The organism is Alteromonas sp. G4i13, from assembly GCF_054960505.1.
On record NZ_JBHNYX010000034.1, the window covers coordinates 17,671 to 40,666 of the forward strand.

General features: G+C 43.8%; 19 protein-coding genes and 1 other RNA gene. 14 read left to right on the forward strand and 6 right to left on the reverse strand.

Annotated elements, in window-relative coordinates:
• Genes ACFI6J_RS15700 through pspF form a run of 4 tightly spaced genes read right to left on the reverse strand, consistent with a single transcriptional unit; the run spans position 1 to position 4,794 of the window.
• Positions 1-894, reverse strand: coding sequence for an ABC transporter permease subunit (locus ACFI6J_RS15700; RefSeq protein ID WP_014948678.1), 894 nt, complete (start codon positions 892-894; stop codon positions 1-3).
• Positions 881-1,849 (reverse strand): ABC transporter permease, encoded by a 969-nt coding sequence (locus tag ACFI6J_RS15705; protein WP_014948679.1) that lies wholly within the window; start codon positions 1,847-1,849, stop codon positions 881-883. The genes ACFI6J_RS15700 and ACFI6J_RS15705 overlap by 14 nt, the downstream gene beginning before the upstream one ends.
• A gap of 59 nt (positions 1,850-1,908) precedes the next feature.
• Positions 1,909-3,669 carry an ABC transporter substrate-binding protein gene (locus ACFI6J_RS15710; protein ID WP_014975926.1) on the reverse strand — a complete coding sequence of 587 codons (1,761 nt, stop codon included), beginning with the start codon at positions 3,667-3,669 and terminating at the stop codon, positions 1,909-1,911.
• Between the two features lie 3 nt (positions 3,670-3,672).
• Entirely contained in the window at positions 3,673-4,794 is a 1,122-nt protein-coding gene (gene pspF, locus ACFI6J_RS15715; protein WP_061485076.1) for a phage shock protein operon transcriptional activator, read from the reverse strand.
• A 222-nt stretch (positions 4,795-5,016) separates the two neighbouring features.
• On the opposite strand from pspF, the gene pspA reads away from it, so the two are divergent.
• From pspA to maiA, 7 genes are all read left to right on the forward strand, one after another.
• Positions 5,017-5,700: a phage shock protein PspA gene (gene pspA / locus ACFI6J_RS15720; protein WP_014948682.1), complete on the forward strand. Its 684-nt coding sequence runs from the start codon at positions 5,017-5,019 to the stop codon at positions 5,698-5,700.
• A 75-nt stretch (positions 5,701-5,775) separates the two neighbouring features.
• Positions 5,776-6,015 (forward strand): envelope stress response membrane protein PspB, encoded by a 240-nt coding sequence (gene pspB / locus ACFI6J_RS15725; RefSeq protein ID WP_014948683.1) that lies wholly within the window; start codon positions 5,776-5,778, stop codon positions 6,013-6,015.
• On the forward strand, positions 6,012-6,458 hold the full coding sequence (pspC, locus tag ACFI6J_RS15730; protein ID WP_014948684.1) for an envelope stress response membrane protein PspC: 447 nt from the start codon (positions 6,012-6,014) through the stop codon (positions 6,456-6,458). The genes pspB and pspC overlap by 4 nt, the downstream gene beginning before the upstream one ends.
• 203 nt (positions 6,459-6,661) lie before the next feature.
• Complete coding sequence (gene phhA, locus ACFI6J_RS15735) at positions 6,662-7,462, forward strand: phenylalanine 4-monooxygenase (RefSeq protein ID WP_014948685.1); 801 nt, start codon at positions 6,662-6,664, stop codon at positions 7,460-7,462.
• Between the two features lie 215 nt (positions 7,463-7,677).
• The gene (tyrR, locus tag ACFI6J_RS15740; protein WP_014948686.1) at positions 7,678-9,234 is read left to right on the forward strand and encodes a transcriptional regulator TyrR; all 1,557 of its coding nucleotides are present in this window, start codon (positions 7,678-7,680) and stop codon (positions 9,232-9,234) included.
• A 416-nt stretch (positions 9,235-9,650) separates the two neighbouring features.
• The gene (locus tag ACFI6J_RS15745) at positions 9,651-10,661 is read left to right on the forward strand and encodes a fumarylacetoacetate hydrolase family protein (protein WP_061485077.1); all 1,011 of its coding nucleotides are present in this window, start codon (positions 9,651-9,653) and stop codon (positions 10,659-10,661) included.
• A 155-nt stretch (positions 10,662-10,816) separates the two neighbouring features.
• Positions 10,817-11,470 carry a maleylacetoacetate isomerase gene (gene maiA, locus ACFI6J_RS15750; RefSeq protein WP_061485079.1) on the forward strand — a complete coding sequence of 218 codons (654 nt, stop codon included), beginning with the start codon at positions 10,817-10,819 and terminating at the stop codon, positions 11,468-11,470.
• 45 nt (positions 11,471-11,515) lie between these two features.
• Here the strand turns inward: maiA and ACFI6J_RS15755 are convergent, their stop codons facing one another.
• On the reverse strand, positions 11,516-11,983 hold the full coding sequence (locus ACFI6J_RS15755; RefSeq protein WP_014948689.1) for an Lrp/AsnC family transcriptional regulator: 468 nt from the start codon (positions 11,981-11,983) through the stop codon (positions 11,516-11,518).
• Between the two features lie 308 nt (positions 11,984-12,291).
• On the opposite strand from ACFI6J_RS15755, the gene ACFI6J_RS15760 reads away from it, so the two are divergent.
• On the forward strand, positions 12,292-13,350 hold the full coding sequence (locus ACFI6J_RS15760) for a Glu/Leu/Phe/Val dehydrogenase dimerization domain-containing protein (protein WP_061485081.1): 1,059 nt from the start codon (positions 12,292-12,294) through the stop codon (positions 13,348-13,350).
• Between the two features lie 86 nt (positions 13,351-13,436).
• Positions 13,437-13,533, forward strand: an RNA gene (ffs, locus tag ACFI6J_RS15765) — signal recognition particle sRNA small type.
• A 15-nt stretch (positions 13,534-13,548) separates the two neighbouring features.
• On the opposite strand, the gene ACFI6J_RS15770 is transcribed toward ffs, so the two are convergent.
• Positions 13,549-13,830, reverse strand: a complete 282-nt coding sequence (locus ACFI6J_RS15770) for a late competence development ComFB family protein (protein WP_014948691.1) — start codon at positions 13,828-13,830, stop codon at positions 13,549-13,551.
• Between the two features lie 236 nt (positions 13,831-14,066).
• Here ACFI6J_RS15770 and ACFI6J_RS15775 point away from each other — a divergent pair, with 236 nt between their 5' ends.
• The 5 genes from ACFI6J_RS15775 to ACFI6J_RS15795 all read left to right on the forward strand — a co-directional run bounded on the left by ACFI6J_RS15775 (position 14,067) and on the right by ACFI6J_RS15795 (position 22,995).
• Positions 14,067-15,155: a tryptophan 2,3-dioxygenase family protein gene (locus ACFI6J_RS15775; RefSeq protein ID WP_061485082.1), complete on the forward strand. Its 1,089-nt coding sequence runs from the start codon at positions 14,067-14,069 to the stop codon at positions 15,153-15,155.
• Positions 15,156-15,405: 250 nt separating this feature from the next.
• Positions 15,406-18,351: a TonB-dependent receptor gene (locus ACFI6J_RS15780; RefSeq protein ID WP_061485084.1), complete on the forward strand. Its 2,946-nt coding sequence runs from the start codon at positions 15,406-15,408 to the stop codon at positions 18,349-18,351.
• A 322-nt stretch (positions 18,352-18,673) separates the two neighbouring features.
• A complete protein-coding gene (locus ACFI6J_RS15785) occupies positions 18,674-21,511 on the forward strand; it encodes a TonB-dependent receptor (RefSeq protein ID WP_348670627.1) in 2,838 nt (945 codons plus the stop codon).
• Positions 21,512-21,580: 69 nt separating this feature from the next.
• The gene (locus ACFI6J_RS15790) at positions 21,581-22,720 is read left to right on the forward strand and encodes a 2OG-Fe(II) oxygenase (RefSeq protein ID WP_348670626.1); all 1,140 of its coding nucleotides are present in this window, start codon (positions 21,581-21,583) and stop codon (positions 22,718-22,720) included.
• A 17-nt stretch (positions 22,721-22,737) separates the two neighbouring features.
• Entirely contained in the window at positions 22,738-22,995 is a 258-nt protein-coding gene (locus tag ACFI6J_RS15795; RefSeq protein ID WP_239299860.1) for a hypothetical protein, read from the forward strand.
• Position 22,996: the final 1 nt, after the last annotated feature.

The window sequence follows — 22,996 nt, forward strand, 5'->3', positions numbered from 1 at the left end:
TTAATGACTCACTCTTTTTCTAAGTGCTGAACGCAAACCGTCACCCACAATGTTGATAGATAGCACCATGAAGAATATTGCCATTCCGGGGACGGCAACGTTCCACGGTGCTAGATAAGCAACATCTAGCCCATCAGCTAGAATAACGCCAAGTTCAGGAAGCGGTGACTGTGCGCCTAAATTCAGAAAACCAAGTGCAGATATGTCGATAACGGCAATAGAAAGTGCAAGCGTGCCCTGTACAACCAGCATTTCGGTCATGTTGGGTAGTATAGAATGAACAAAAAGTTGCCATCTACTGGCACCGTCCAATTTAGACGCCACTATATATTCTTTTTTCATTTCGGCGCGCACAAAACTTCTTGTGTGGTGCACAAACTGTGGAATAAGTGCAAGGGTAATTGCCCACATGCTGTTAACCAGACCGGTACCCAATATTGCAACGATAATAATCGCAATAAGTAGCGTGGGAATGGCCATAAGTGCATCGAGTAAGTGGTTGACGATACTTGAGCGAACACCCCGCAGCATGCCAGCAAAGGTCCCAAGGCTAACGCCGACTAACATGGCAAGCACAACAGTAATGAATGCGGAGCCTAGTGTGATGCGACACCCATAAATTATGCGGGTAAATAGGTCTCTACCCAACGCATCAGTACCGAAAATGTGCGATATAGAGCCATTAGCTAACCAGCTAGGCGGTATTAACAGTCCGTCGATATTTTGTTCCACGGCATCATAGGGAGTGATGATTGGTGCGAACAGCGCGCAAACAACAAACAACGCCAGCATAATCAGGCCAAGCATGGCGATGTGGCTCGCTTTAAATGATGCCCAAGTCCGTTGCCACGGCGACGGATGGAATTCTTCGTCGTATAAACTAAACTGTGGCACGTTCGTATTTCTCTCTGCTTGGGTCAATCATTCGGTTAAACAAATCAACGAGAATCGTGAGTGTAATTACTACCGTGGATACTGCCATCATACCAATTCTAAGGGCAGGGTAATCTCGCTGATAAATAGCTTGAATCAGCCAATTACCGATCCCCGGCCAAGAAAACAAGGTTTCGACAATCATCGCGTTCGTTATTAATGTCGTAATTTGTATCGCCATTAGCGGTAAAATGGGCAGTAACGCGTTGCGCAGAATATGACGAAAGAATATCTGCCAACTTGAAAGGCCTCTAGATATTGCTGCAGCGATATAGGGGCGGTGTTTCACGTCTATAACAGAACGTCTTGTTATACGTATCATCGAAGCGGTGGCGATAGCACCAATGGCAAACGTAGGTAATGCTAAGTGCGATAACGCATCCTTGAAGGCTAAGGTCTTGTTTTCTATGTCAGACAATAATATATCAATGAGAATAAAGCCTGACACGGGTTCGATGTTATAAAGCAAACTGATACGACCCGACAGCGGTGCAGCGTCTAGCTGCAAACTGAAAACCAATATAAGCAGGAGCGCAAACCAAAAAACAGGAAAAGAATAGGTTGTTATACTTGCACTATTTATTAGGTGATCCGACGTTGAATAGCTGCGAATCCCCGCATAATAACCAAGCGGTATTCCAATGAATAACGCCATCAACATGGCATAGGTTGCCAGTTCTATTGTGGCTGGCATCGCAATACCTACCTCTTCTCTTAACGGCAGGCCTGACGTAAAGCTGTATCCCCAGTCACCAGTGAGCAAATTGCCTACATAATAGAAAAACTGGAAAATATAGGGCTGATCTAGTTTAAATTGCCGCTCCAATGCCGCGCGTTGAATTTCATTTTGCGGCACGAGTCCTGTTAGGTTTTCAAGTGTATCGCCTGGAAAAAGGTAGGCGAGTGAAAACGACATAATCGCTAACACCAAAAGCGTTAATATAAATAAAGTGCAGTATCTTACGAGGATCTGGATCACAGTGCTTTTTTTACTCCACCAAAGCGTACACCGCCAAAGGGATTAATGGTCATTCCTTCTAGTTCATTCCTGTATGCCTGATAGCGATAGGCATGTGCGATGGGAACAAGAGGAAGGCGTTCGTATAATAATCGGTTAACTTGCCGGTATATGGCTGTGCGTTCTTCAATATCATCTGTCTGAAGAGCGTCGTTGAGTAACTTATCATAGTCTTCACTGCACCACATGGCACGATTTGTACCTGAGGGTATAGCGCCACAGCTCAATAGCGGACGATAGAAGTTATCTGGGTCTCCGTTGTCGGCAGACCAACCAATTAATACCGAGTCGTGCAGGCCTTCCTGAAGATGGCGTCTGAAGGTAGTCCAATCGTAACTGACAATGGTTGCTTCTACGCCTACATCACGCAAATAACGCTGAATGAGCTCGGCCATCTTTGTTGCGTTAGGATTGTAAGAGCGTTCAACAGGCATAGCCCATATCGTCATAGAAAAGCCGGCCTTAACTCCGGCGTCAGCTAATAATTTGCGCGCTAGAACTGGATTGTAGGCGGTATCGTCTGCGTCATTTTGAAACGCCCAGCTTGCCGCAGGCAGCAGGGTCTTAGCTCTAGTAGCACTGTCAAAATACACCGCTTCTAGCAATGTGTTCTTATCGATTGCGGCCGCTAGCGCACGTCTTACATCTGGGTTATCAAAAGGAGGGCGTTGAGTGTTAAACGCCCAAAATCCAATGTTTAGTCCTGGTTTTTCCGCTAGCGTCAGATCTTCTTTTGCCCGAATCACTTCAAGTTCAGTCTGTGCAGGAAAAGCGGTAGCGTCACATTCACCTGTCATTAATTTAGCCAGTCTCAGTGAGCTTCTTGGCGTAATGTCAAATATAAGCTGCTCTACAACAGGGCGCGTTTCGTCACCGTTTTGTGCTGTACCATCTTGAACAGTATCTTCGCCACCTTGGCCATTTTCAACTTCTTGGTTGGCACTCTCTACAGTATTGTTATCGCTTAGGACTTCATCACTCGTAGGCGCATCTTCCATTTGGTCACGCCAATAGTTGTCGTGGCGCAGGAACTTAATGAAATGGTCTTTGCGATAGCTATCGAATTTAAAGGGGCCAGTACCTACTGGAAGCTCATCGATTTTGCCCGGCGTGCCGGTCTGTGCCAGCTGGTTAGCATATTCTTCTGATAAGATAACGGCGAAATCGGTTGCTAGATTTGCCAAAAATGAGCTATCCCTGCGCTTAAGCGTAATTTCAACGCGGTAGCCGTTTACGCGCTCTACCGACGCGATATTTTGTGCAAGGCCTATGCTTTCGAAGTAGGGATAGCGCCCACCAGATACGTAGTGGTATGGATGGGAGCGTAGGCGCCATCTGTCTATACTGAAGATAACATCGTCGGCGTTAAAGTTTCGTGTTGGCGTGAAGTAGCGCGTATTGTGAAACCATACATCCTTTCTCAGTTGAAAAGCGTAGGTAAGACCGTCATCACTCACTAACCAGCTACTCGCCAAACTAGGCACGATGCGGCCAGACTCAGGGTCGAAATCAAGCAATCTGTCGTAGAGTTGGTGTGAAGATGCATCTGACGTTGTACTTGATGTATCTAGCTGCGGATTGAAGGTAACTGGATTGCTTTCAGAGCAGTATATAATACCCGTATTGTAAAACGCTTGTTTGTTCTGCTTAGCACAGGATGCAACAAGAAGCGCTGTACATATACATAATGACAAACGCTTTACCAAACCATGGGACATGCTTTACGCCTCGACGCTTTCCGCGGAAGAATCTAGTAAGTTATATTTTTTGAGATAGCCTCGCAGCTGATGATACGTCAGGCTCAATTTTTCAGCAGTCTTCTTCTGATTAAACTGACTGTCAGCAAGTGCCTGTTTTATCATATCTATCTCATGTTGTTGAGAACGTTCTTTCAAATCTATGGGATATTCAACAATTTCTGGCTTTTTCACTGGTGCCAGTGGCGTAATGTCTGCACTTTCAATGCGTTCATTGGTGGCAGCGGTCTCTGAAGGGGATTGAGAAACGGGTGAGTCGGACGTATTCACTCTGTCATTGGTCTTCACTCTACCTTTCGGGCGATAAGCTGACTCAAAGGGGTCAAGAACGATTTCATGTACGGGCAGATGAGGGTTATTTGTTCGATATACTGCACGTTCGACCACGTTCTTAAGTTCACGTATATTGCCTGGCCAATCGTAATCAAGAAGGGTTCGCTTCGCCTTCTCTGTAAAGCCGCTGAATAATTCCATTTCCATTTCACGGGCCATATTAATAGCAAAGTTTTCTGCCAACATCATGATATCTTCCCTACGCTCGCGTAGCGGAGGAATGGTAATTACGTCAAAGGCAAGTCGGTCGAGTAAGTCTGCACGAAATTCACCTGCATCGGCAAGCGCGGGTAAGTCTTCGTTTGTAGCTGCAATAAGGCGTACGTCAGTTTTTACTGACTTGCTTCCGCCAACGCGCTCAAATTCGCCATATTCGACAACGCGCAGTAGCTTCTCCTGAATAAGGCCAGAAGTATTAGCCAGCTCATCAAGAAATAAGGTGCCGTTGTGGGCCACTTCAAAGCGACCTTCGCGGCGTTTTGAGGCACCGGTGAACGCACCTGCTTCATAACCGAATAATTCACTTTCCAATAGGCTTTCACTTAAGGCAGCACAATTAAGCTTAATATAGTTCTGATCCCAGCGCTTAGATAAGAAGTGAAGTCGCGCGGCAATAAGCTCTTTACCTGTGCCTCGCTCACCTATTACCAGCACAGGTTTATCTAGCGGTGCAATTTGTGAAATTTGCTCTAAAACTTCTAGAAAACTATTCGCTTGGCCAAGTAAATTGTCTTGCTGTCGATACCTACTCATTAAATCCCTCAAAAGTTAGTCATTTCGACCAATTAATAGTGTAGAACAAAACATATTGAGAAACGAGTATTATTTGAACTTATAAAAAGTGTATGAAAAATAGCAGGTTAGCACAGTTATAAAGTTGGCAAGCATATTGAATACAACTAATACCAAGAGTAACCTATTTATCAAGTGTGGTGTTTTTTAAACACTTACCATTTTTAGCAAGAGGTAATTATTATGGGTATCTTCTCGCGTTTTACAGATATTGTGAATTCGAATATTAATGCGCTTTTAGATAAAGCGGAAGATCCTGAGAAAATGGTTAGATTAATCATTCAGGAAATGGAAGACACATTGGTTGAGGTGCGCTCAGCATCAGCAAAGACCTTAGCCAACAAAAAAGAAATTGTTAATCAAATTGCAAAGTATGAAAGCGATGCAAGTGACTGGGAAGCCAAAGCTGAGCTTGCTTTGAGCAAAGACAGAGAAGACTTGGCGCGTGCTGCGCTGCAGGAAAAGAAGAAGTCTGCAGAAGCTGCTGAAGCGTTAAGTAAAGAGCTGGCTATTGTTGATGAGCAAATCAGCAAACTTCAGGATGAAATTGGTCAGCTTCAAGAAAAGCTAGCGGATGCGAAGAGTCGCCAAAAAGCGATTATTATGCGCCAGAAAACTGCAAGCTCTCGTCTTGAAGTGAAAAAGACGCTGGATAGCACTAAAGTAGATAATGCGATGGGACGCTTTGAGCAATATGAGCGTAAAATCGATGACCTTGAGTCGCAGGTTGAAGCTTACGATCTAGGTAAGAAAACGTTACAGGATGAGTTTGCTGAACTAGAGGCCAGTGACAAAGTTGAAGACGAACTTGCTGCGCTTAAAGCGAAAGTAAAAGGTGCAAACACAAGCACCGAAAAATCAGAATAATAAGAATAGGGTGTACCCTCCGGATGTGAAATCGGAAGGAGGGTAATTACATCAGAGTTTGTAGGAGAGATTGAGATGGATGAAGGTACGATTGCAATGTTGGTGATGCCCCTTGTGGTGTTTTCAATATTCGTTGCTCCAATTTGGCTAATATTACACTATCGAAGCAAGAAGCAAGTGAATCAGGGATTGAGTGCAGAAGAGCACGCATCTTTGCAAGACTTAGCCGAGAAAGCCGAGAAAATGAGCGAACGCATTGAGACTCTAGAGGCCATTTTAGACAGCGAGGCACCTGAGTGGAGGAATAGAGCATGAGAAACGGTAAGCAGCTCTATCGCAACCCAGAAAATGCAAGAATTGCAGGCGTGTGCTCGGGTGTAGCTGAATATTTCGGCTTAGAAACTTGGTTAGTAAGGATTTTAGTTGTAACAGGTTTCTTCTTGTTAGCCGGACCTTTCATCTTTGTTGCATACATTGCAGCTTGGTTCATTCTCGATAAAAAACCTGTTGGGTTAAAAAATGCGCCAACGCAACCTGTTTTCTCAAAAGGTAAGGGATGGACAAATCCCAACGGTGGTCAGGTAAAAAGCCCAAAAGTGGAAGTGAAAACGAAAGTTTGGCAGGCGGGCGAGCCACCAAAACAAGCGTTTCACGATATTCGTAATCGTTTTGAAAAAGCAGAAGTTCGACTTCGTAAAATGGAAACTTATGTAACGTCTCGCGAATATCAACTCAATAAAGAAATTAGCCGTCTTTAATTAGCGATGGCGCACCAAGCAAACTTGAATGAAGCCGCTCGTAATGAGCGGCTTTTTGTTATATAAAACAATGCGTTTACTTGGTTTTGTAAAATTCCTGTTACAGCAAAATCGAGTCGCTCGTAAGGGCTTACACTTTTCGACGTCGCGAATTTCATTAGACTGATAGACAAGTTTTTCAACTCTTATTGGTTACAGAAGTTATGCCAAAGTCAACGCAATACCAGTCGAGACAATCTGACGAGAATGGCATTATCCATTGGTCAGACGAAGAGAACCAAATTTGGTCTGAACTCTATGCGAGACAAATTCCGCTGGTGAAAGAAAGAGCGTGCCAAGAATACTTGGACGGGCTTGATTTGTTGAAGTTAAATGAAAAGGAAATTCCTCAGCTACCCGACATCAACAAAGTACTGATGGAGAAAACGGGTTGGCAAACAGCTGAAGTGCCTGCGTTAATTAATTTTGGCGAATTTTTCAGATTACTGGCGAATAAGCAATTTCCTGTTGCCACCTTTATTCGCACCAGAGAAGAATTCGATTATTTGCAGGAGCCGGATATTTTCCATGAAGTTTTCGGTCATTGTCCGCTACTAACGAATCCTGCATTTGCTCATTTTACTCACACTTACGGAAAGTTGGGTCTTGCTGCCAGCAAAGAAGACCGAGTTTATCTCGCTCGTCTTTATTGGTTCACCGTAGAGTTTGGATTGGTTAGAGCCAAAGATGAATTGAAGATATACGGTGGAGGCATCTTATCTTCTCCTGGCGAGACAATATACGCGTTAGACAGCGACACACCTCTGCGTAACCCGCTCACTGCTATTGATGCATTAAGAACACCTTATCGTATCGATATTATGCAGCCTCTTTATTATATCTTACCGGAATTCGACCATCTGTTTGAATTAGCGGAAATGGATATTATGGCACTCGTAGAAGAAGCGAAGTCTTTAGGGCTATTTTCCCCACTTTTCCCACCTAAAGAGAAAAAAGCCAGCTAACACTATTGTTAATTAAATGTGTTTTATATAGGATGCCGCTCACTGAAGCGGCATCTTTTTTATTTGGTATGCGCGGCCTTTTAATTATGCTCTCTGCGCGTTCTTAAATGTGTGATTCATCGCAAATTTAACCATCTGTAACATTTATCTTGTTATCTTTTTGTAAAAGTATGATATTCTGTACATATATGTTTACAAAATAGCTATAACACCCTATGCGTCTAGAAATAAGCTGTCAGGACCGTCTTGGTATCACTCAAGATGTTTTAGATATTCTCGTTACTAAAGAAATAGATTTACGCGGTATTGAAATTGACCCTGCGGGGAAAATTTTCCTTAATTTTCCCAATATCGAATTTGCAGATTTTCAACACCTCATGCCTCAAATTCGTCGCATCGATGGTATCGACGATGTGAAGACGACGCTTTTCATGCCAGGAGAGCGTGAAAAAAATCAGCTTTCCGCTATTTTAAGAACGTTGCCCGACCCTGTGTTTTCTATCGACGCCAAAGGCAATATCTTGCTATGCAATGAAGCGGTATGCGCGGGGCTAGAAATTCCGAGTAGCGAAATAGAAGGCATTGAAATTGGCGAAGTTGTGAAAGGCTTTAACTTTACTAAATGGATGGACGGTAAATCGCCTGGCCCTCAGTCTTCGAAAGTGAAGTTTATTCAACAGGATTACCTAGCCGATATGCTACCTATTACCGTACCTGACGGCGAGCAGAATATGATCATGGCAGGTGCTGTGGTGATATTAAAATCAGAGATGCGACTAGGGCAACAATTTACCGCGTTCCACCAGTCTCCCACTGATAGCTTTGACCGCTTTGTCACTCAATCTCCGTTTATGAAGCGAGTCGTTCATGAAGCCAAGCGAATAGCTGATTTGGATGCACCTATTTTAATTTTTGGTGAAACAGGCACAGGCAAGGAAATGATTGCCAGAGCCTGTCACCAGTCTAGCCGTCGCAGTGAAGGTGCATTTTTAGCTTTAAACTGCGCGTCTTTACCTGACAGCGTGGCAGAAACCGAATTATTCGGTTACGCAGCGGGGGCATTCAATCAGCCTAATGCAAAAGTGGGGCTATTAGAGCAAGCAAAAGGCGGTACGCTTCTTCTCGATGAAATCGCTGATATGTCTTCTCAGCTTCAAGCTAAACTGCTCCGCGTTCTAGAAGACGGCGAATTTAGAAGAGTAGGGGATTCTGAGCCAGTTAAGGTAGACGTGCGATTTATATGCACCACCTGTCGTGATTTAGGTCAGCTTGTAGAAGAAGGACGATTTAGAAAAGAATTGTACTACCGCTTAAACGTACTAAGTTTGGTTATGCCTTCTTTAAAAGACAGAAGGCAGGATATCGTTCCTCTAGCCGAGTCTTTCATCGTTCAACACAGTACCAAGTTAGGTCGCCGTCCTGCGAAACTCAGTAAATCCTGTGTTGATTTTCTGCAGCAGTACCCGTGGCCGGGTAATGTGAGACAGCTACAGAATGCGCTGTATCGCGCGTTATCACTCCTTGACGGTAAGGAGATTACCAAGGAAGACATTCAGCTTCCAAGTTGTGCGCCAAGCGTCACTTATATTGACGAGAACTTTGACGGCACATTAGACGAAGAAGTGAAAAAGTTTGAAAAGGACTTGCTCAAGCGGTTATATCCTTCCTACCCAAGTACCCGTCAATTGGCTAAAAAACTGGGGTTAAGTCATACGGCAATTGCAAATAAATTACGTGAGTACGGTATTAACAAGGCAACGGTAAAGCTTTAATTATATGGGAGCATTGACCTTTGCCATAGGGTGAAGGTTAATGTGACCAAGTATATTTGACGTCGTTTAGCAAAGTAAAAATGGCAAATGGTCTACGCCAATTTTTATATCGTTAATGCGTTTTTGTGCCTCAGAGCAATATCAATTCATCTGTTACGATAAATTTACATCGCCCACGGAGCAAGCGGGCAGCGCTATACCTGCTCAACAGAGGCTTACTAGCGTACATCCTTTCTTACAGCCAAATAAAACTTCGTCAACAGATCACTTCTCAACGCACACCAACTAGTGGCATAACTATAATCATGGAATTGTGTGTGATGCTGCCGCGTAAAAAGATATAGGTCTTTTATTCAGAACGTATTAATAAAAGACAAGAGCGCCAAGCTGATGAATAATTTTTCGAGGAAAGAACAATGAAACTAGCAACCTATAAGAATGAAACCCGAGATGGCTGCCTAATGGTAGTGTCGAAGGACCTTTCTCGAGCATGCAGTGCACAGGACATTGCGAAAACGATGCAAGACGCACTGGATAATTGGAAAGAGATTGCCCCTCAGCTACAGATGAAATACCAAGCGCTAAATGACAATGCGTGTGACAGCGTGCCGTTTGACGCATCTCGCTGTGAGTCGCCTCTGCCTAGAGCTTACCAATGGGCTGATGGAAGTGCTTACGTGAACCATGTGGAATTGGTGCGAAAGGCGCGTAATGCAGAAATGCCGGAAAGCTTTTGGACTGACCCATTGATGTATCAAGGTGGTTCCGATGACTTTATTGGACCCGAGGATGACATCATACTTCCAAGTGATGATTGGGGAATCGATTTTGAAGGTGAAGTCGCTGTTGTTACCGATGATGTTCCTATGGCGTGTACGCCTGAACAAGCTTCAGAGCGCATTCGACTTATTATGTTAGTTAACGACGTGTCACTTAGAGGGTTAATCCCAGGCGAATTGGCGAAGGGGTTTGGCTTCTTCCAATCAAAACCTGCGTCTAGCTTTTCTCCGGTTGCTGTAACACCAGATGAATTAGGTGATGCGTGGAAAGATAGCAAAGTGCACTTGCCTTTGCGTTCAACCTACAATGGTGAACTATTCGGTAAGCCTGAAGCGGGTCAGGACATGACGTTTGATTTTGGTCAGCTAGTCGCGCATGCCGCCAAGAGCAGAAACCTAGGTGCAGGTGCTATCATCGGCTCGGGTACAGTGTCTAATAAACAGGGTACAGATCATGGCTCTGCCATCGCTGAAGGCGGTGTGGGTTATTCATGTATTGCAGAAGTGCGCATGATTGAGACTATTCGAGACGGCAAACCTTCTACTCCTTTCATGCAGTTTGGCGATCGTATTCGCATAGAAATGCTAGATAAAGAAGGCAACTCTGTTTTTGGCGCCATTGAACAGCAAGTTAAGCCGCTTAGCTAAAACTTTAAAATGAAAAGTAGTGTGGGGTAATAACGCGGTTTACTTAGTAGGCACGTTGTTGTTTTCCCCACTATAATTATAAGAGGGAGTAGAGCGTTTAGATTCATCAAAGCCCTGTACTCCTACCAAAAACGTTTAATAGGTGTGGTAGTACCATGAGTATAAAACTTTACGGCTATTGGCGTTCGACCGCCTCTTACCGCGTGCGGATTGCGCTGAATTTGAAAGGGGTTGAGTACGAGTATGTACCTGTCCATCTTGTAAACAACGGTGGCGAGCAGCACAGTAGCGAATATACGCGTCTCAATCCTGCGCACCTTGTCCCTACTTTGGTTGACGAAGACGAAGATATTATTCTGAATCAATCGCTATCAATCATCGAATATCTTGATGAACGGTATGAAGGCGAACACCAGCTGGTTCCTGAACATCGAACAGAGAGAGCCAGGGTCAGAGCGCTAGCACAAGATATCGCGTGTGATATTCAGCCTTTGGGTAATCTACGTGTACTGAATGCGCTAAAAGGGGATTTTGAGGCGTCACAAGATGATGTGGCGAAGTGGGCATCCCACTGGATAACGCTGGGGTTCGACGGCATTGAAAAGCGTCTTCAGACCCAAGCTGGAAAGTTCTGCTTTGATTTCGATGTTACGCTGGCTGATATTTGCTTAGTACCCCAAGTGTATAATGCGCAACGTTTTAACGTCGATATGAGTCGCTACCCTTTAATTAGTAAGATAGCGAAGAATTGTAACGAGTTAGATGCTTTTGAGCGGGCTAAGCCCGAAAATCAAATAGACGCCACTTAGACTGACGGGGGAGAGTAGAAATGTACTCTGACCCCATTTTTTGAGTTATTGGCGTTTAATCGGTAGCTCGGTGGTGTTTTTCACCTGCTTTAAGGCGAAGGTTGAGCTTAAATGATCGACAAGAGGCAGGTGAGTTAATTTCGTTTTAAGTAAGAATTCGTACTCTTCAATACTTTCCACTATCACTTTTAGTAAGTAATCTTTTTCACCGCTGGTGGTATGACACTCCACGATTTCATCGATGTTTTGTACGGCATTTTCAAAATCGGTTAGCGAGTCACCGTCATGGTTTTTCAACGTGACATAGATAAAGACCGACACACCTAAATTCAGTTTTTTGCTGTTTAGCAATGTGACTTTACCAAGAATGATGCCGTCGGCTTCCATTCGTTTGACACGTCTCCAGCACGGAGTATGCGACAATCCTACACGTTGGCTTAAATCTGCCATCGACACCGTGGCGTCTTGCTGAAGTACGCGCAAAATCTCACGGTCAAATTTATCCAATTTCATTAACACTGTTTCCGTCGTTTTTATGATGTTTATTATATATCAAAAAAAATTCTAGGATAGCTGTCCTAGAAAAATTGTAATCAATTCTATTGCGTTTCAGTTTGTAAATTTCATTAACAAACTTTGCAAGGCCTGTCCTCAAAACAATCGGATACACTTGGCAAAATGTTGCTGATCTTTGCGAGGCCGATAAGTGTACCGCAAATCATCTTCAGACTCTCACATCATCCCAAATGAGCGGCGTTTCGTTTTCGTGACAGCTAGACCTTGGGTAGGCTTTAATTCATCACAGTATTAATAGGGAAAATATGTCAGTTTTTGATCACCCGGAGTTCAATAATCACGAACACGTTGCGTTTTATCATGACGAGAAGGCGGGCTTGAGCGCCATTATTGCTGTACACAATACCAATCTGGGGCCAGCACTTGGCGGTTGTCGCATGTGGCCCTACGTAAATAGTGGTGAGGCATTGACCGATGTGTTGAGACTGTCAAAGGGGATGACGTATAAAGCAGCCATGGCTAACTTGGAGCTTGGCGGCGGTAAATCTGTGATCATCGGCGACCCTCGTAAGGCTAAATCGCCAGAAATGATGAAGGCAATGGGCAAGTTTGTTGAATCATTGGGCGGCAAGTATTTCACTGCTGAAGACTCTGGTATTTCAGTAACGGACTTGCAAACCATGGCAACCGAGTCGGATTACATCGCTGGTGTTAATGCTAAATACCACTATGCGGGCGAAGTACCTGACGGAAACCCGGCTCCGTCTACAGCGTACGGTGTGTTTGTGGGTTTAAAGGCGACGGTAGAGTACGGCTTGAGGCGCAGCCTTGATGGCGTCAGTGTTGCTATACAAGGTATGGGGCACGTTGGCTACCGTCTTGCAAAGCACTTGCATGAGCACGGTGCCAAGCTTTATGTTGCGGACATCTATCCTGAAGGTGTTGAAAAAGCAGTATCTGAATTTGGTGCGACAGCTGTAGCGCCGGAAGAAATACTGAGCCTAGATGTGGATGTGTTAGCGCCATGTGCGTTGGGTGCAGCCATTAACGATTTGTCATTGCCTGAAATCAAAGCCAAAGTAATTGCAGGCGCTGCAAATAACCAGCTTGCACGTGAAGATATTGGTGAATTGCTTCAACAGCGCGGCATTCTGTATGCGCCAGATTACGTGATCAACGCGGGTGGCGTTATCGACATCTTCCATCAGCGTATGGAATCGAGTTCTAATGAAGCGCTTCGCGCACATATTGAGCAAATCGGCGAAACTCTAAAAGAAATTTATACCCGTGCAGAGCAAGAAGGGGCGGCGACAAACCGCGTTGCCAACCTTATTGCCGAAGAGAGATTTTCTTTAAAGGGTTGAAAACTCTCAACCAAATAGTCATAATGCGCCCCGCACTCAGGCAGGGGCGAATGACTTTGCTTTGAATGCGATTTTCTATGGTGGGCTTTTGGTCCTCCCGCAATGATACTCTGTGAACCCGGTCAGGCCTGGAAGGGAGCAGCCGCAGCAGACGACTCATGTGCCGGGATGTGGCTGGAGGCCCGCCACCCAAATTCCTTATTCGTCTTCTTTTTTAGTCTTTTCTATTTCATCTAAGTACTTGAGTGCTTTACTAATAGCATGCTCAACATTCATTTCCATTTGATTTCGTTCGCTCTGAGGCAGGTAAAACGCCATGTCTACTTCGTAGCGGATATAACGTGGTGGAACCTGATTTAAGGCAAGACAGCACAAGTCTGCTAAGTAATCAGGACTTTTCGTGGTATCGAGCCCCAGCTTACTGATTCTTTCTAAAACCAGGTGTTCATAATAGTTATGGATGTCGTCATCTAGTTTCATATTAATTCCCCTTATAATTGTTGTTAGCGCCCTGCGTAAAAGTGCTGTGGTATGCAAATATGTTGTGCGGAAAATACAGCACTTGTCCAACTAATTGGACACATTTTTATACAAGCTAAATGGCACAACACGAACCTTGGCTATATATCCTTATAATGTATAGCTTGTATTCTGTGGATGTCGAGTCGACGGTGATAGAATTACGAAGTTAAACAAAGCAATAAGGCAAGAACGACATGAAAAAAAATATAGAGCCCTGCTACTACGGCGATTACCTACAGCTTGATAAGATTTTGGGGGCGCAGGACTTACAGAGTGAGAAGTACGGTGACGCGGCGCACGAAGAAATGCTGTTCATTATTGTTCACCAAGTTTATGAGCTTTGGTTTAAGCAGGTTCTTCATGAATTAAATGCAGTAATTGATACGTTTAATCAAGAAACGGTTAAAGATCAGCAGCTAACACTAGTGGTGCATCGCTTACAGCGAGTCATACAAATTCAAAAGTTAATGAACGATCAAATTACTATCATGGAAACCATGACGCCACAGCAGTTTTTGTCGTTTAGGGACTACCTGGTGCCCGCGTCGGGCTTCCAAAGTATACAGTTCAAGCGTTTAGAAATATCACTAGGCCTAAAGCGTGATTTCAGAATCGACTTTGATAAGCAAAGCTTCTACAACCGTCTGACTGATAAAGATAGAGCGTTATTGGAAACCCTTGAAAACAAACCTAGTTTGTTTGAGCTGGTCGACAAATGGCTTTCAAGAATGCCGCTTCTAAAAACGGAAGGTTTCGATTTTTGGCAATATTATAAAGATGCGGCAGACGAAATGTTGAAAGACGACCATCATACAATTTCAACCAGTGACATGCTATCTGATACAGAGCGGCGACAAGAGCTAAAAGACTTACAAGCAACGATGGAGAACTTTGATGCGTTGTTTGATGATACGCAGTTTGAAAAGTTAAGAGGCGAGGGCAAGTTCCGCTTGAGTCATAAAGCATTGCTTTCTGCATTATTTATAAAACAGTACTCTGAAGAGCCTATCTTTAATCTGCCGTTCCAGCTTATTACCGCACTCACAGAGATAGACGAGCAACTCACTATATGGCGCTATCGTCACGCAATGATGGTTCAGCGCATGCTGGGCACTAAAATTGGCACTGGTGGATCGTCAGGACATCATTACCTCAAGAAAACCACTGAGTCTAATCGTATCTATTTAGACTTTTTTAACATGGCAACCTTCTTACTTCCCAAAAGTGCATTGCCAGAATTGCCTGAAACTGTAAGAAGACGACTGGGGTTTTATTTGCAGTAGTTCTTTACATTCATAAGATTTAATACAAATTAACAATTTAGCTTAACTTGAGGTAGGTTCAAATGCTCATCGCTCAAAATCATTAGTTTGTCGCAAGTGGTGCATAAATTTGTTGATTATTTCGCTCTGGCTGGTCAATTATTCTTTAGGATAATTTTTATTATCCTTAATAATAACAAGGGTTTAGGTTGGCTTAATTGATATTTAATAAAAGCTTAATACTAAATTACACTAACCAGGGAATACGTAAATGTATCAAATTAAACGAAGTGCAGTAGCATTGGCAGTTGCTCTATCGATTGGGGCAACCGCCCCCGCCTTAGCAAACAACACCAATGGTTCAATTCAGGGAACCTCAGTTCAAGTAAATGGCAACAGTCTTTCAAACGTTACTATTACTATCGAAAATCTAGACACGGGCTTAACGCGTTCTGTTCAAAGTGACGAATCAGGGAATTTCCGTTTCCCATTACTCCCAGCAGGTAATTATAAAGTAACCGCAGAAAAGAATGGGTTTCGCACTACCATTCAAGAATCTGTAAAAGTAGGCATTAGCGGCAAAACAAACTTAGACATGCGTCTTGCTAGTGATGACGTTGAGCGTATTGAAGTAACCGGTACCACCATCGCCATGGTCGACGTGACAAGTTCAAGTACTGGTATCGTAGTAGACAGCGTCACTCTTGATCGAGTACCGGTTCCTCGTAACTTGACTTCTGTAGCATTATTAGCGCCAGGTACAACGCAAGGTGATTCGGCATTTGGTGATTTGCCTTCTATTGGTGGCGCATCGGTTGGGGAAAATGGATATTACATTAATGGGTTAAATATCACTAACTTCCGAACTGGTGTGGGCTCGAGTGAGCCACCGTTTGATATGTACGAAACATTTGAAGTAAAAACAGGTGGATATTCAGCTGAGTTTGGACGTGTAACTGGTGGTGTAATCAACGCTAAAACCAAAAGCGGTACTAACGAATTTAAAGCTGGCGCTAACTTTTACTGGGAGCCCGACGCACTTCGAGAACAGCGTGACTCCTCCCGTAATAACGTCAATGGACTTTACCGAATTGATAACACTCAGGATGAAGTTGATGAGTGGGATGTCAACGTATGGGCGAGCGGTGCTTTGATTGAAGATAAGCTGTTTTTCTACGCACTGTTCAATCCTCGCTCGGCAGAAAATAATTATGCGGGTGAACAAACAAGCACCGCTGAAGGTGTGTTACAGAATGGTTATTTCGAGAAAGATGATGACGCATTCTGGGTAGCAAAACTTGATTGGTACGTTACAGAAAACAATATTCTAGAAATCACCGCTTTCTCGGATGAACGTTCAACGAAAATCACAACCTATGACTCAGTTGATGGCGGGAATTATACCGATGGCCGTGTAGGCTATGAAGATGAAGGTGGTTTAAACTATACAGCAAAATGGACAAGTATCATAAATGACGATTTTTCAATTTCTGCTCAATATGGGATAAACAAGCAAGATAGAACAGTGCGAAGCGAATTGGATGGCAATCCTGTTGTTTACTACCGCTATGACAGCACTGCAGCGTTCGTTCCGACTAATACATGGGCTAACTTCACTGCTGAACAAGGTGATGACGAGCGTGAAGTTATTCGATTGGATGCAGACTGGTATGCGGGCGATCACTCAGTACGGTTTGGAGTTGACTATGAGAAGCTTACCTCAAATAGCAGCACTATCAATTCAGGCGGTGCTTACTATTTGTATTACGTTGACGATAGTGACCCATCGAACGAAGAAATCTACCAAGTACGTCACCGCAACTATAACGTCGGTGGTCAGTTTGATTCTGAAAACTTTGCCTTTTACATTCAAGATCAATGGCAGGTTACAGATACGCTCGTGATTAACGCAGGTCTTCGTAACGATACATTTGAAAATTTCAACGCCGATGGTGATTCTTTTGCCAAATTAGACAATCAGTGGGCCCTTCGTTTAGGTGCTGTTTGGGATGTGTTTGGTGATGGTGAGACGAAAGCATGGGCAAGCTATGGTAGATACTACTTGCCTATTGCAGCAAACACGAATATTCGTTTGGCTGGAGCGGAAACTTATACTCAAGAGTACTACGAGTTTGACGGCTTTGCCGATGAAGCTCTTGGTATTCCAAACCTCACTGGTGCTAAAACGCAACCTGATGACGTGTTTGCAGACGGTACTGCAAAATCTCCAGATGAAATCGTAGATCAAAACTTGGACTCAATGTACTCGGATGAATTCATCGCCGGTTATCAATTCCAGTTGAATGATGAGTGGAGCATGTCAATTCAAGGTACATATCGAGAGCTTTCGACCACTATAGAAGATATGGCAATTGATGCGGCGGTTATTGAGTGGGCTGCAGCGAATGGCTACGGCGACGTATCTGATATCTGGGATGGGTTCCACCAGTATGTACTTACAAACCCTAATTCTGATATGCGTATTGGTACTACCGAGTTGCCGGGTGCTGAAGGTGAGTTAGTTTACATGGACCTATCAGCGGAAGATTTGGGCTACCCTGATTCAATTCGTAAATATGCAGCGGTAGATTTTATGTGGCAACGAGCATGGGACGGAGTATGGATGCTGAACGCAGCGTATACGTGGTCACATAGCTGGGGTAACAACGAAGGCTATGTACGCTCAGATAACGGTCAGGATGACGCAGGTTTAACAACCTTATTTGACCAACCTGGCCTGCTTGATAATGCTTATGGTGACTTACCGAATGACAGACGTCATCAAGTTAAACTTTACGGTGCTTATGCCGTAACTGAAGACTTAACGCTTGGAGCAAACTTACAGTTTTGGACTGGTCGTCCTATAAACGCATTTGGCTATCATCCTACAGATCTTTTTGCTCAAGCTTATGATTCAGAGTCGTTTTTTGCCGGTGGTGAGCCAGCGCCTCGTGGTTCGCGTGGCCGCACGAGCAGCTATTACTCAATCGACGTTTCTGCGTCATACAATATAGATATTGGCGAAGATCAAACATTGGTAGTTCGAGCTGATATTTTCAATTTGCTTAACAACGACCGTGTAACAGAAGTTAATGAAATATATGACGATGAGAGCTCGGCTGACCCAACAAATCCTGATGTAAACCCAAATTATGGTCTACCGACCGCATGGCAAACACCTAGATATGTTCGTTTCAGCGTAAATTACTCGTTTTAAATAGTGTCATAACTAAAAATAAGAACAGGCGCGGGTATACTTAAGGTGTAAACCGTGCCTTTTTTATTGGTTAGTTTAAAAAGCATACTGGCAGGTTGTTTTTTGTGCTCAAAATGTTAAATGTAAGTTAATATTTACGAAACGAGGTAAAAATAGAAAAAAAAATTGAACTTTTGTGAAACACCCGTCTGATCCCAGTTGACCCTTCGCACAGGATGTGGTTATTATCAAAGTGAGGCTTTGACCTTACTAATAATAATTCGTTATATAAACGATTTAAGAAACACACACTAAGAGTTTTAGTGGTCCAGGGAGACAATACATGTTTACAAACTCTAAGCTGGCTAAATCAGTGAAGTTAGCGTGCGCATTCGGTGCTGCATCATCTATCGGCTTCACTGGTGCAGTTAACGCACAGGAAACCGAACAAGCAGCGGAAGCAGTAGAAAAAATCGAAGTAACAGGTTCACGTATCCGTCGTACAGACATCGAAGGTGCAAACCCAGTTACAGTAATGTCTCGAATCGACATTGAGCGATTTGGTGTAACGTCTATCGGTGACGTTCTTCAGGCTATCCCTTCTGCAGGTTCTGCTATTAACACCAACAACAACAACGGTGGTAATGGTACAACTACAATCAACATTCGTGGTATCGGTTCAAACCGTACTCTTGTTCTAGTTAACGGTAAACGCTGGGCTCCAGGTCTTGGCGGTTCAGTTGACCTTAACAACATCCCAGCAGCAATTATCGAGCGTATCGAAGTACTTAAAGATGGTGCGTCTGCTGTATATGGCTCTGACGCGATAGCTGGTGTTGTAAACATCATCACTCGTCAAGATTTTGAAGGCGTTCACGCGTCTGGTTACATGGGTCAATACGATGAAGGCGACGGTAACAAAGAACAGTGGGATATCGGTTTCGGTACTTCAAACGATAAAGGCAACGTTTACTTCAACATTTCTTATGTAGAAGAAGAGCCAACATTCGCGGGTGACCGTGAAATCTCAGCAGTGCCTGTATTCGGCGCACCTACTGGTTACGGTGGTTCATCAGGTACACCTAACGGCCGCTTCTGGTATTTCGATGACGAAGGTACTTCTTTTAACGTTCAAAACGATGGCAACGGTGGTCTAATCCCATGGACTGGAAGCAGCGCTTTCAACTTCGCACCACTTAACTACCTTTCAACGCCTCAAGAACGTACCAATATTTATTCTCAGGGTCGTTATGAGCTGACCGATAACGTTACTGTAAATGTTACAGGTTTCTACGGTAACCGTCGTTCGTCTCAGCTTCTAGCGCCAACACCTTTATTCGTAGGTAACGCTGCAGGTACTACTGGTATCACTATCGCGGCTAACAACCCTTATAACCCAACGGGCTTAGACCTGACTGACGCAGCTGGTTTCGGTGAGCCTAACAGTCTTTTCTTCGCCGGTCGTCGTATGCTTGAAGCTGGCTATCGTCAGTTCGCTCAAAACGTAGACCAATTCCAGTTTAACGGTGGTTTTGAAGGGGTTATCGAACTAGGCGATAAGGAGTTCTTCTGGGACGCTACTTATACGTACGCAGATATCACGCAAAATACGTTGACTGACGGTTTGCTAAACATGGACCGTGTTGCATTGGCGCTAGGCGATGTTGACGCTTGTAACAATTCTGATGATGGATGTGTACCTCTGAATTTCTTTGGTGGCGCGACTGCAATTGGGGAAGGTACAATCACGCAAGAACAGCTTGATTACATTCAATTTACTGCACAAGATGCATTGAATTCTTCTCTTGAAAGCTACACTGCTAACCTTTCTGGCGAAATCATGGAGCTTCCAGCAGGTTACCTTGCTTTTGCTACAGGTTATGAAAAGCGCTGGCAATCTGGTTACGATCAGCCGGACGCGCTAATCGCAGCCGGGATTACTTCTGGTAACTCTCGTCAACCAACTTCAGGTTCATTTAGTGTCGAAGAATTCTATCTAGAGCTTGCTGTTCCTCTACTTTCAGATATGCCTGGCGTTGAGCAACTAGACCTTGAACTAGCGACTCGATACTCTGACTACAGCAACTTTGGTGATACAACAAACTCTAAAGTTGGTCTTAAGTGGCGTGTAAACGAAGACTTAATCGTTCGTGGTACATGGTCTGAAGCGTTCCGTGCTCCTTCACTATCAGAGCTTTTCTTGGGTAACAGCGATAGCTTCGTTACACTTCAAGACCCTTGTAACGGCGGTGAAGCAGGAAACCCAAGCGCACCAGGTTGTGCGGGTATCCCATCAGCTTACGAGCAGCCTAACCCTCAAATCAGAACAACCGTTGGTGGTAACGCTGACCTACAGCCTGAAGAAGCAGAGAGCTTCACATACGGTTTCGTATACTCTCCAGCACAAGTTGAAGGCTTATCAATCACGTTTGACGTATTTGATATCGAAGTTGACAACGCAGTATCAACTGTTGGTGCGCAAAGTATCCTAGATGCGTGTGCTGAGACTGGTACGCAATTCTGTTCACTAATCGAACGTAACTCAGGTGGTGTTGTAACTGAGCTATTTAACGGTCTTGTGAACCTTGGTGGTCAAACAACATCTGGTTTCGATTATAACGTTGCTTATAACTTCGAAACTGAGTTTGGTGATTTCCGTCTTAACTGGGATGGTACTTACGTAGATGAGCGCACTACTATTATCGTTGACCCTGTAACTGGCGAGTCAATTACAGAGAATGACGCAGGTCGCGCTTTTGACCGTGACGTAATTCCACGTCTTCGTACCAACCTGTCTGTTACTTGGGCATACGAAGATTGGACTGCAAACTACCTAGTACGCTTCATCGGCCACACTACAGAAGCTTGTTCGTTCGATGACGATACGGATGAGAATGGTAACTACCTAGAAGATACGCTATGTAGTGATCCAGGTGAGACTACATTTGATGATGACGGTAACCTAGTCAAAGATAGCTTCAACGAGCTTGAAGATATGGCTTACCACGATGTGTCTGTTGGTTATGCAGTTACTGATAACCTTCGTCTAACGCTTGGTGTTAACAACCTTTGGGATACAGACCCAGAAGTTTCTTACACTACGTTCGCGAACAGCTTCGACCCATCAATGTATGAAATCCCTGGAAGATTCTTCTACGGTCGTGTAAATCTTGAATTCTAATTCAATGATTGCATAAGATTTTCAAAAATTTAAAGGCCTCGTAAGAGGCCTTTTTTGTAGGAGAATATTGTGAAGAGCATTGAACAACTCCTGACAAAAGCAGATTCGCATTTTCAAAGGAACGAATACAGTCAAGCTTATGATTGTTTACGCATTGCTGGTCAGTCAGGACATTTGTATGCCGCATTAGACTACGCTTATCACATCGCACCAAATAGCCCCAAAGCAGCTATCGACTATCTGAGCGCATTACCAGACAACTCAAAACCTACTGTAAGGTTTCACTGTATACTCATTTCACGGTTTTATCTATTTAAAGAAATGAATTATGAGCTGGTGAGTGAGCTCGTCAGGCTTGCTTCAGCAGGGCATGCAGAGTCCTTAATTGTATTACTTAGTTGGACTGAGCAAAACACATCGGTTTACGCTCAATTGAAGGGTACATTAGGTCGCCATAATCCCAACATTTATCGTCAATTGTTCATGGGAGACCCTAATTACGCCGATGTTTCTACGTCTTTATGTGAAGATACAACCATCACCACGGTACTTGAAAAGCAAACCTCGCTACTAAATAAAACTAAAACTGCTGTTGATAGCAACGGTATCGTTTGTGAAATGAGCGGCGTACTGTCAGATATTGAATGTGACTACATGCTTCTTCGATACAAAAGTTTACTTCAGCCATCTATGGTTCTAAATCCATTGAATGGTAATCCCATGAAAGATGATATTCGCACGAGTGAGGTCGCTATTATCACTAATCAATGGGTAGATTGGATAAGTCGCGAAGTAGAAGTGAAGATGAGCCGTATGTCTGATACAAAACCTCAGCATGGTGAACCACTAAATTTACTGAGGTACAAAGATGGCCAAGAATACAAACCGCATTATGATGGGTTTACTGATACTCAACTAAAGCAAACCAGTATTATTGAAGAGGGAGGCCAGCGTACCCATACGATACTGGCATACTTGAATTCATTGAGTGAGGGCGCTACTCACTTTCCCAAATTAGGGATAACGATCTTTCCAGAAAAGGGAAAACTAGTGAGTTTTCTTAACGTTGATAAAAATTTGGCCTTAGAAAAACAGAGTTATCATTGTGGCCAACCTGTCTTCACAAACGAGAAATGGATGCTTACAAAATGGGTGAGGTCAAATCGCACCGAATATGGTACGTTAGTTTTCGGAAGTAATTGTAAATAAATGTTCAAGGAAGCAAAATGAAAAAATTTATCCTAGTAAGTCTAGTGACAGCATTCGCAATCTCTGGATGTAATTCAACATCAAACTCTTCATCAAGCGATGTGGCAAGTAACGAAGACGATGGCATGGTGTGTAAGATGGAGCGAAAAGTCGGTTCAAATATGATGCGCCGAGTTTGCTATACAGCAGAAGAAAGGGAAATGATGGAAGAGGCCGCACGCGAAAGCTGGACTCGTATGCAAAGAGGGACTGAAACTTCAGGCTCAGGCTTGTAAA

Coding starts and splice junctions, on each gene's coding strand:
- ACFI6J_RS15705 (WP_014948679.1), bottom strand. CDS start 1,849: ATGTCGTTTTCACTCGCCTACCTTTTTCCAGGCGATACACTTGAAAAC.
- ACFI6J_RS15710 (WP_014975926.1), bottom strand. CDS start 3,669: ATGTCCCATGGTTTGGTAAAGCGTTTGTCATTATGTATATGTACAGCG.
- pspF (WP_061485076.1), bottom strand. CDS start 4,794: ATGAGTAGGTATCGACAGCAAGACAATTTACTTGGCCAAGCGAATAGT.
- pspA (WP_014948682.1), top strand. CDS start 5,017: ATGGGTATCTTCTCGCGTTTTACAGATATTGTGAATTCGAATATTAAT.
- pspB (WP_014948683.1), top strand. CDS start 5,776: ATGGATGAAGGTACGATTGCAATGTTGGTGATGCCCCTTGTGGTGTTT.
- pspC (WP_014948684.1), top strand. CDS start 6,012: ATGAGAAACGGTAAGCAGCTCTATCGCAACCCAGAAAATGCAAGAATT.
- phhA (WP_014948685.1), top strand. CDS start 6,662: ATGCCAAAGTCAACGCAATACCAGTCGAGACAATCTGACGAGAATGGC.
- tyrR (WP_014948686.1), top strand. CDS start 7,678: ATGCGTCTAGAAATAAGCTGTCAGGACCGTCTTGGTATCACTCAAGAT.
- ACFI6J_RS15745 (WP_061485077.1), top strand. CDS start 9,651: ATGAAACTAGCAACCTATAAGAATGAAACCCGAGATGGCTGCCTAATG.
- maiA (WP_061485079.1), top strand. CDS start 10,817: ATGAGTATAAAACTTTACGGCTATTGGCGTTCGACCGCCTCTTACCGC.
- ACFI6J_RS15755 (WP_014948689.1), bottom strand. CDS start 11,983: ATGAAATTGGATAAATTTGACCGTGAGATTTTGCGCGTACTTCAGCAA.
- ACFI6J_RS15760 (WP_061485081.1), top strand. CDS start 12,292: ATGTCAGTTTTTGATCACCCGGAGTTCAATAATCACGAACACGTTGCG.
- ACFI6J_RS15770 (WP_014948691.1), bottom strand. CDS start 13,830: ATGAAACTAGATGACGACATCCATAACTATTATGAACACCTGGTTTTA.
- ACFI6J_RS15775 (WP_061485082.1), top strand. CDS start 14,067: ATGAAAAAAAATATAGAGCCCTGCTACTACGGCGATTACCTACAGCTT.
- ACFI6J_RS15780 (WP_061485084.1), top strand. CDS start 15,406: ATGTATCAAATTAAACGAAGTGCAGTAGCATTGGCAGTTGCTCTATCG.
- ACFI6J_RS15785 (WP_348670627.1), top strand. CDS start 18,674: ATGTTTACAAACTCTAAGCTGGCTAAATCAGTGAAGTTAGCGTGCGCA.
- ACFI6J_RS15795 (WP_239299860.1), top strand. CDS start 22,738: ATGAAAAAATTTATCCTAGTAAGTCTAGTGACAGCATTCGCAATCTCT.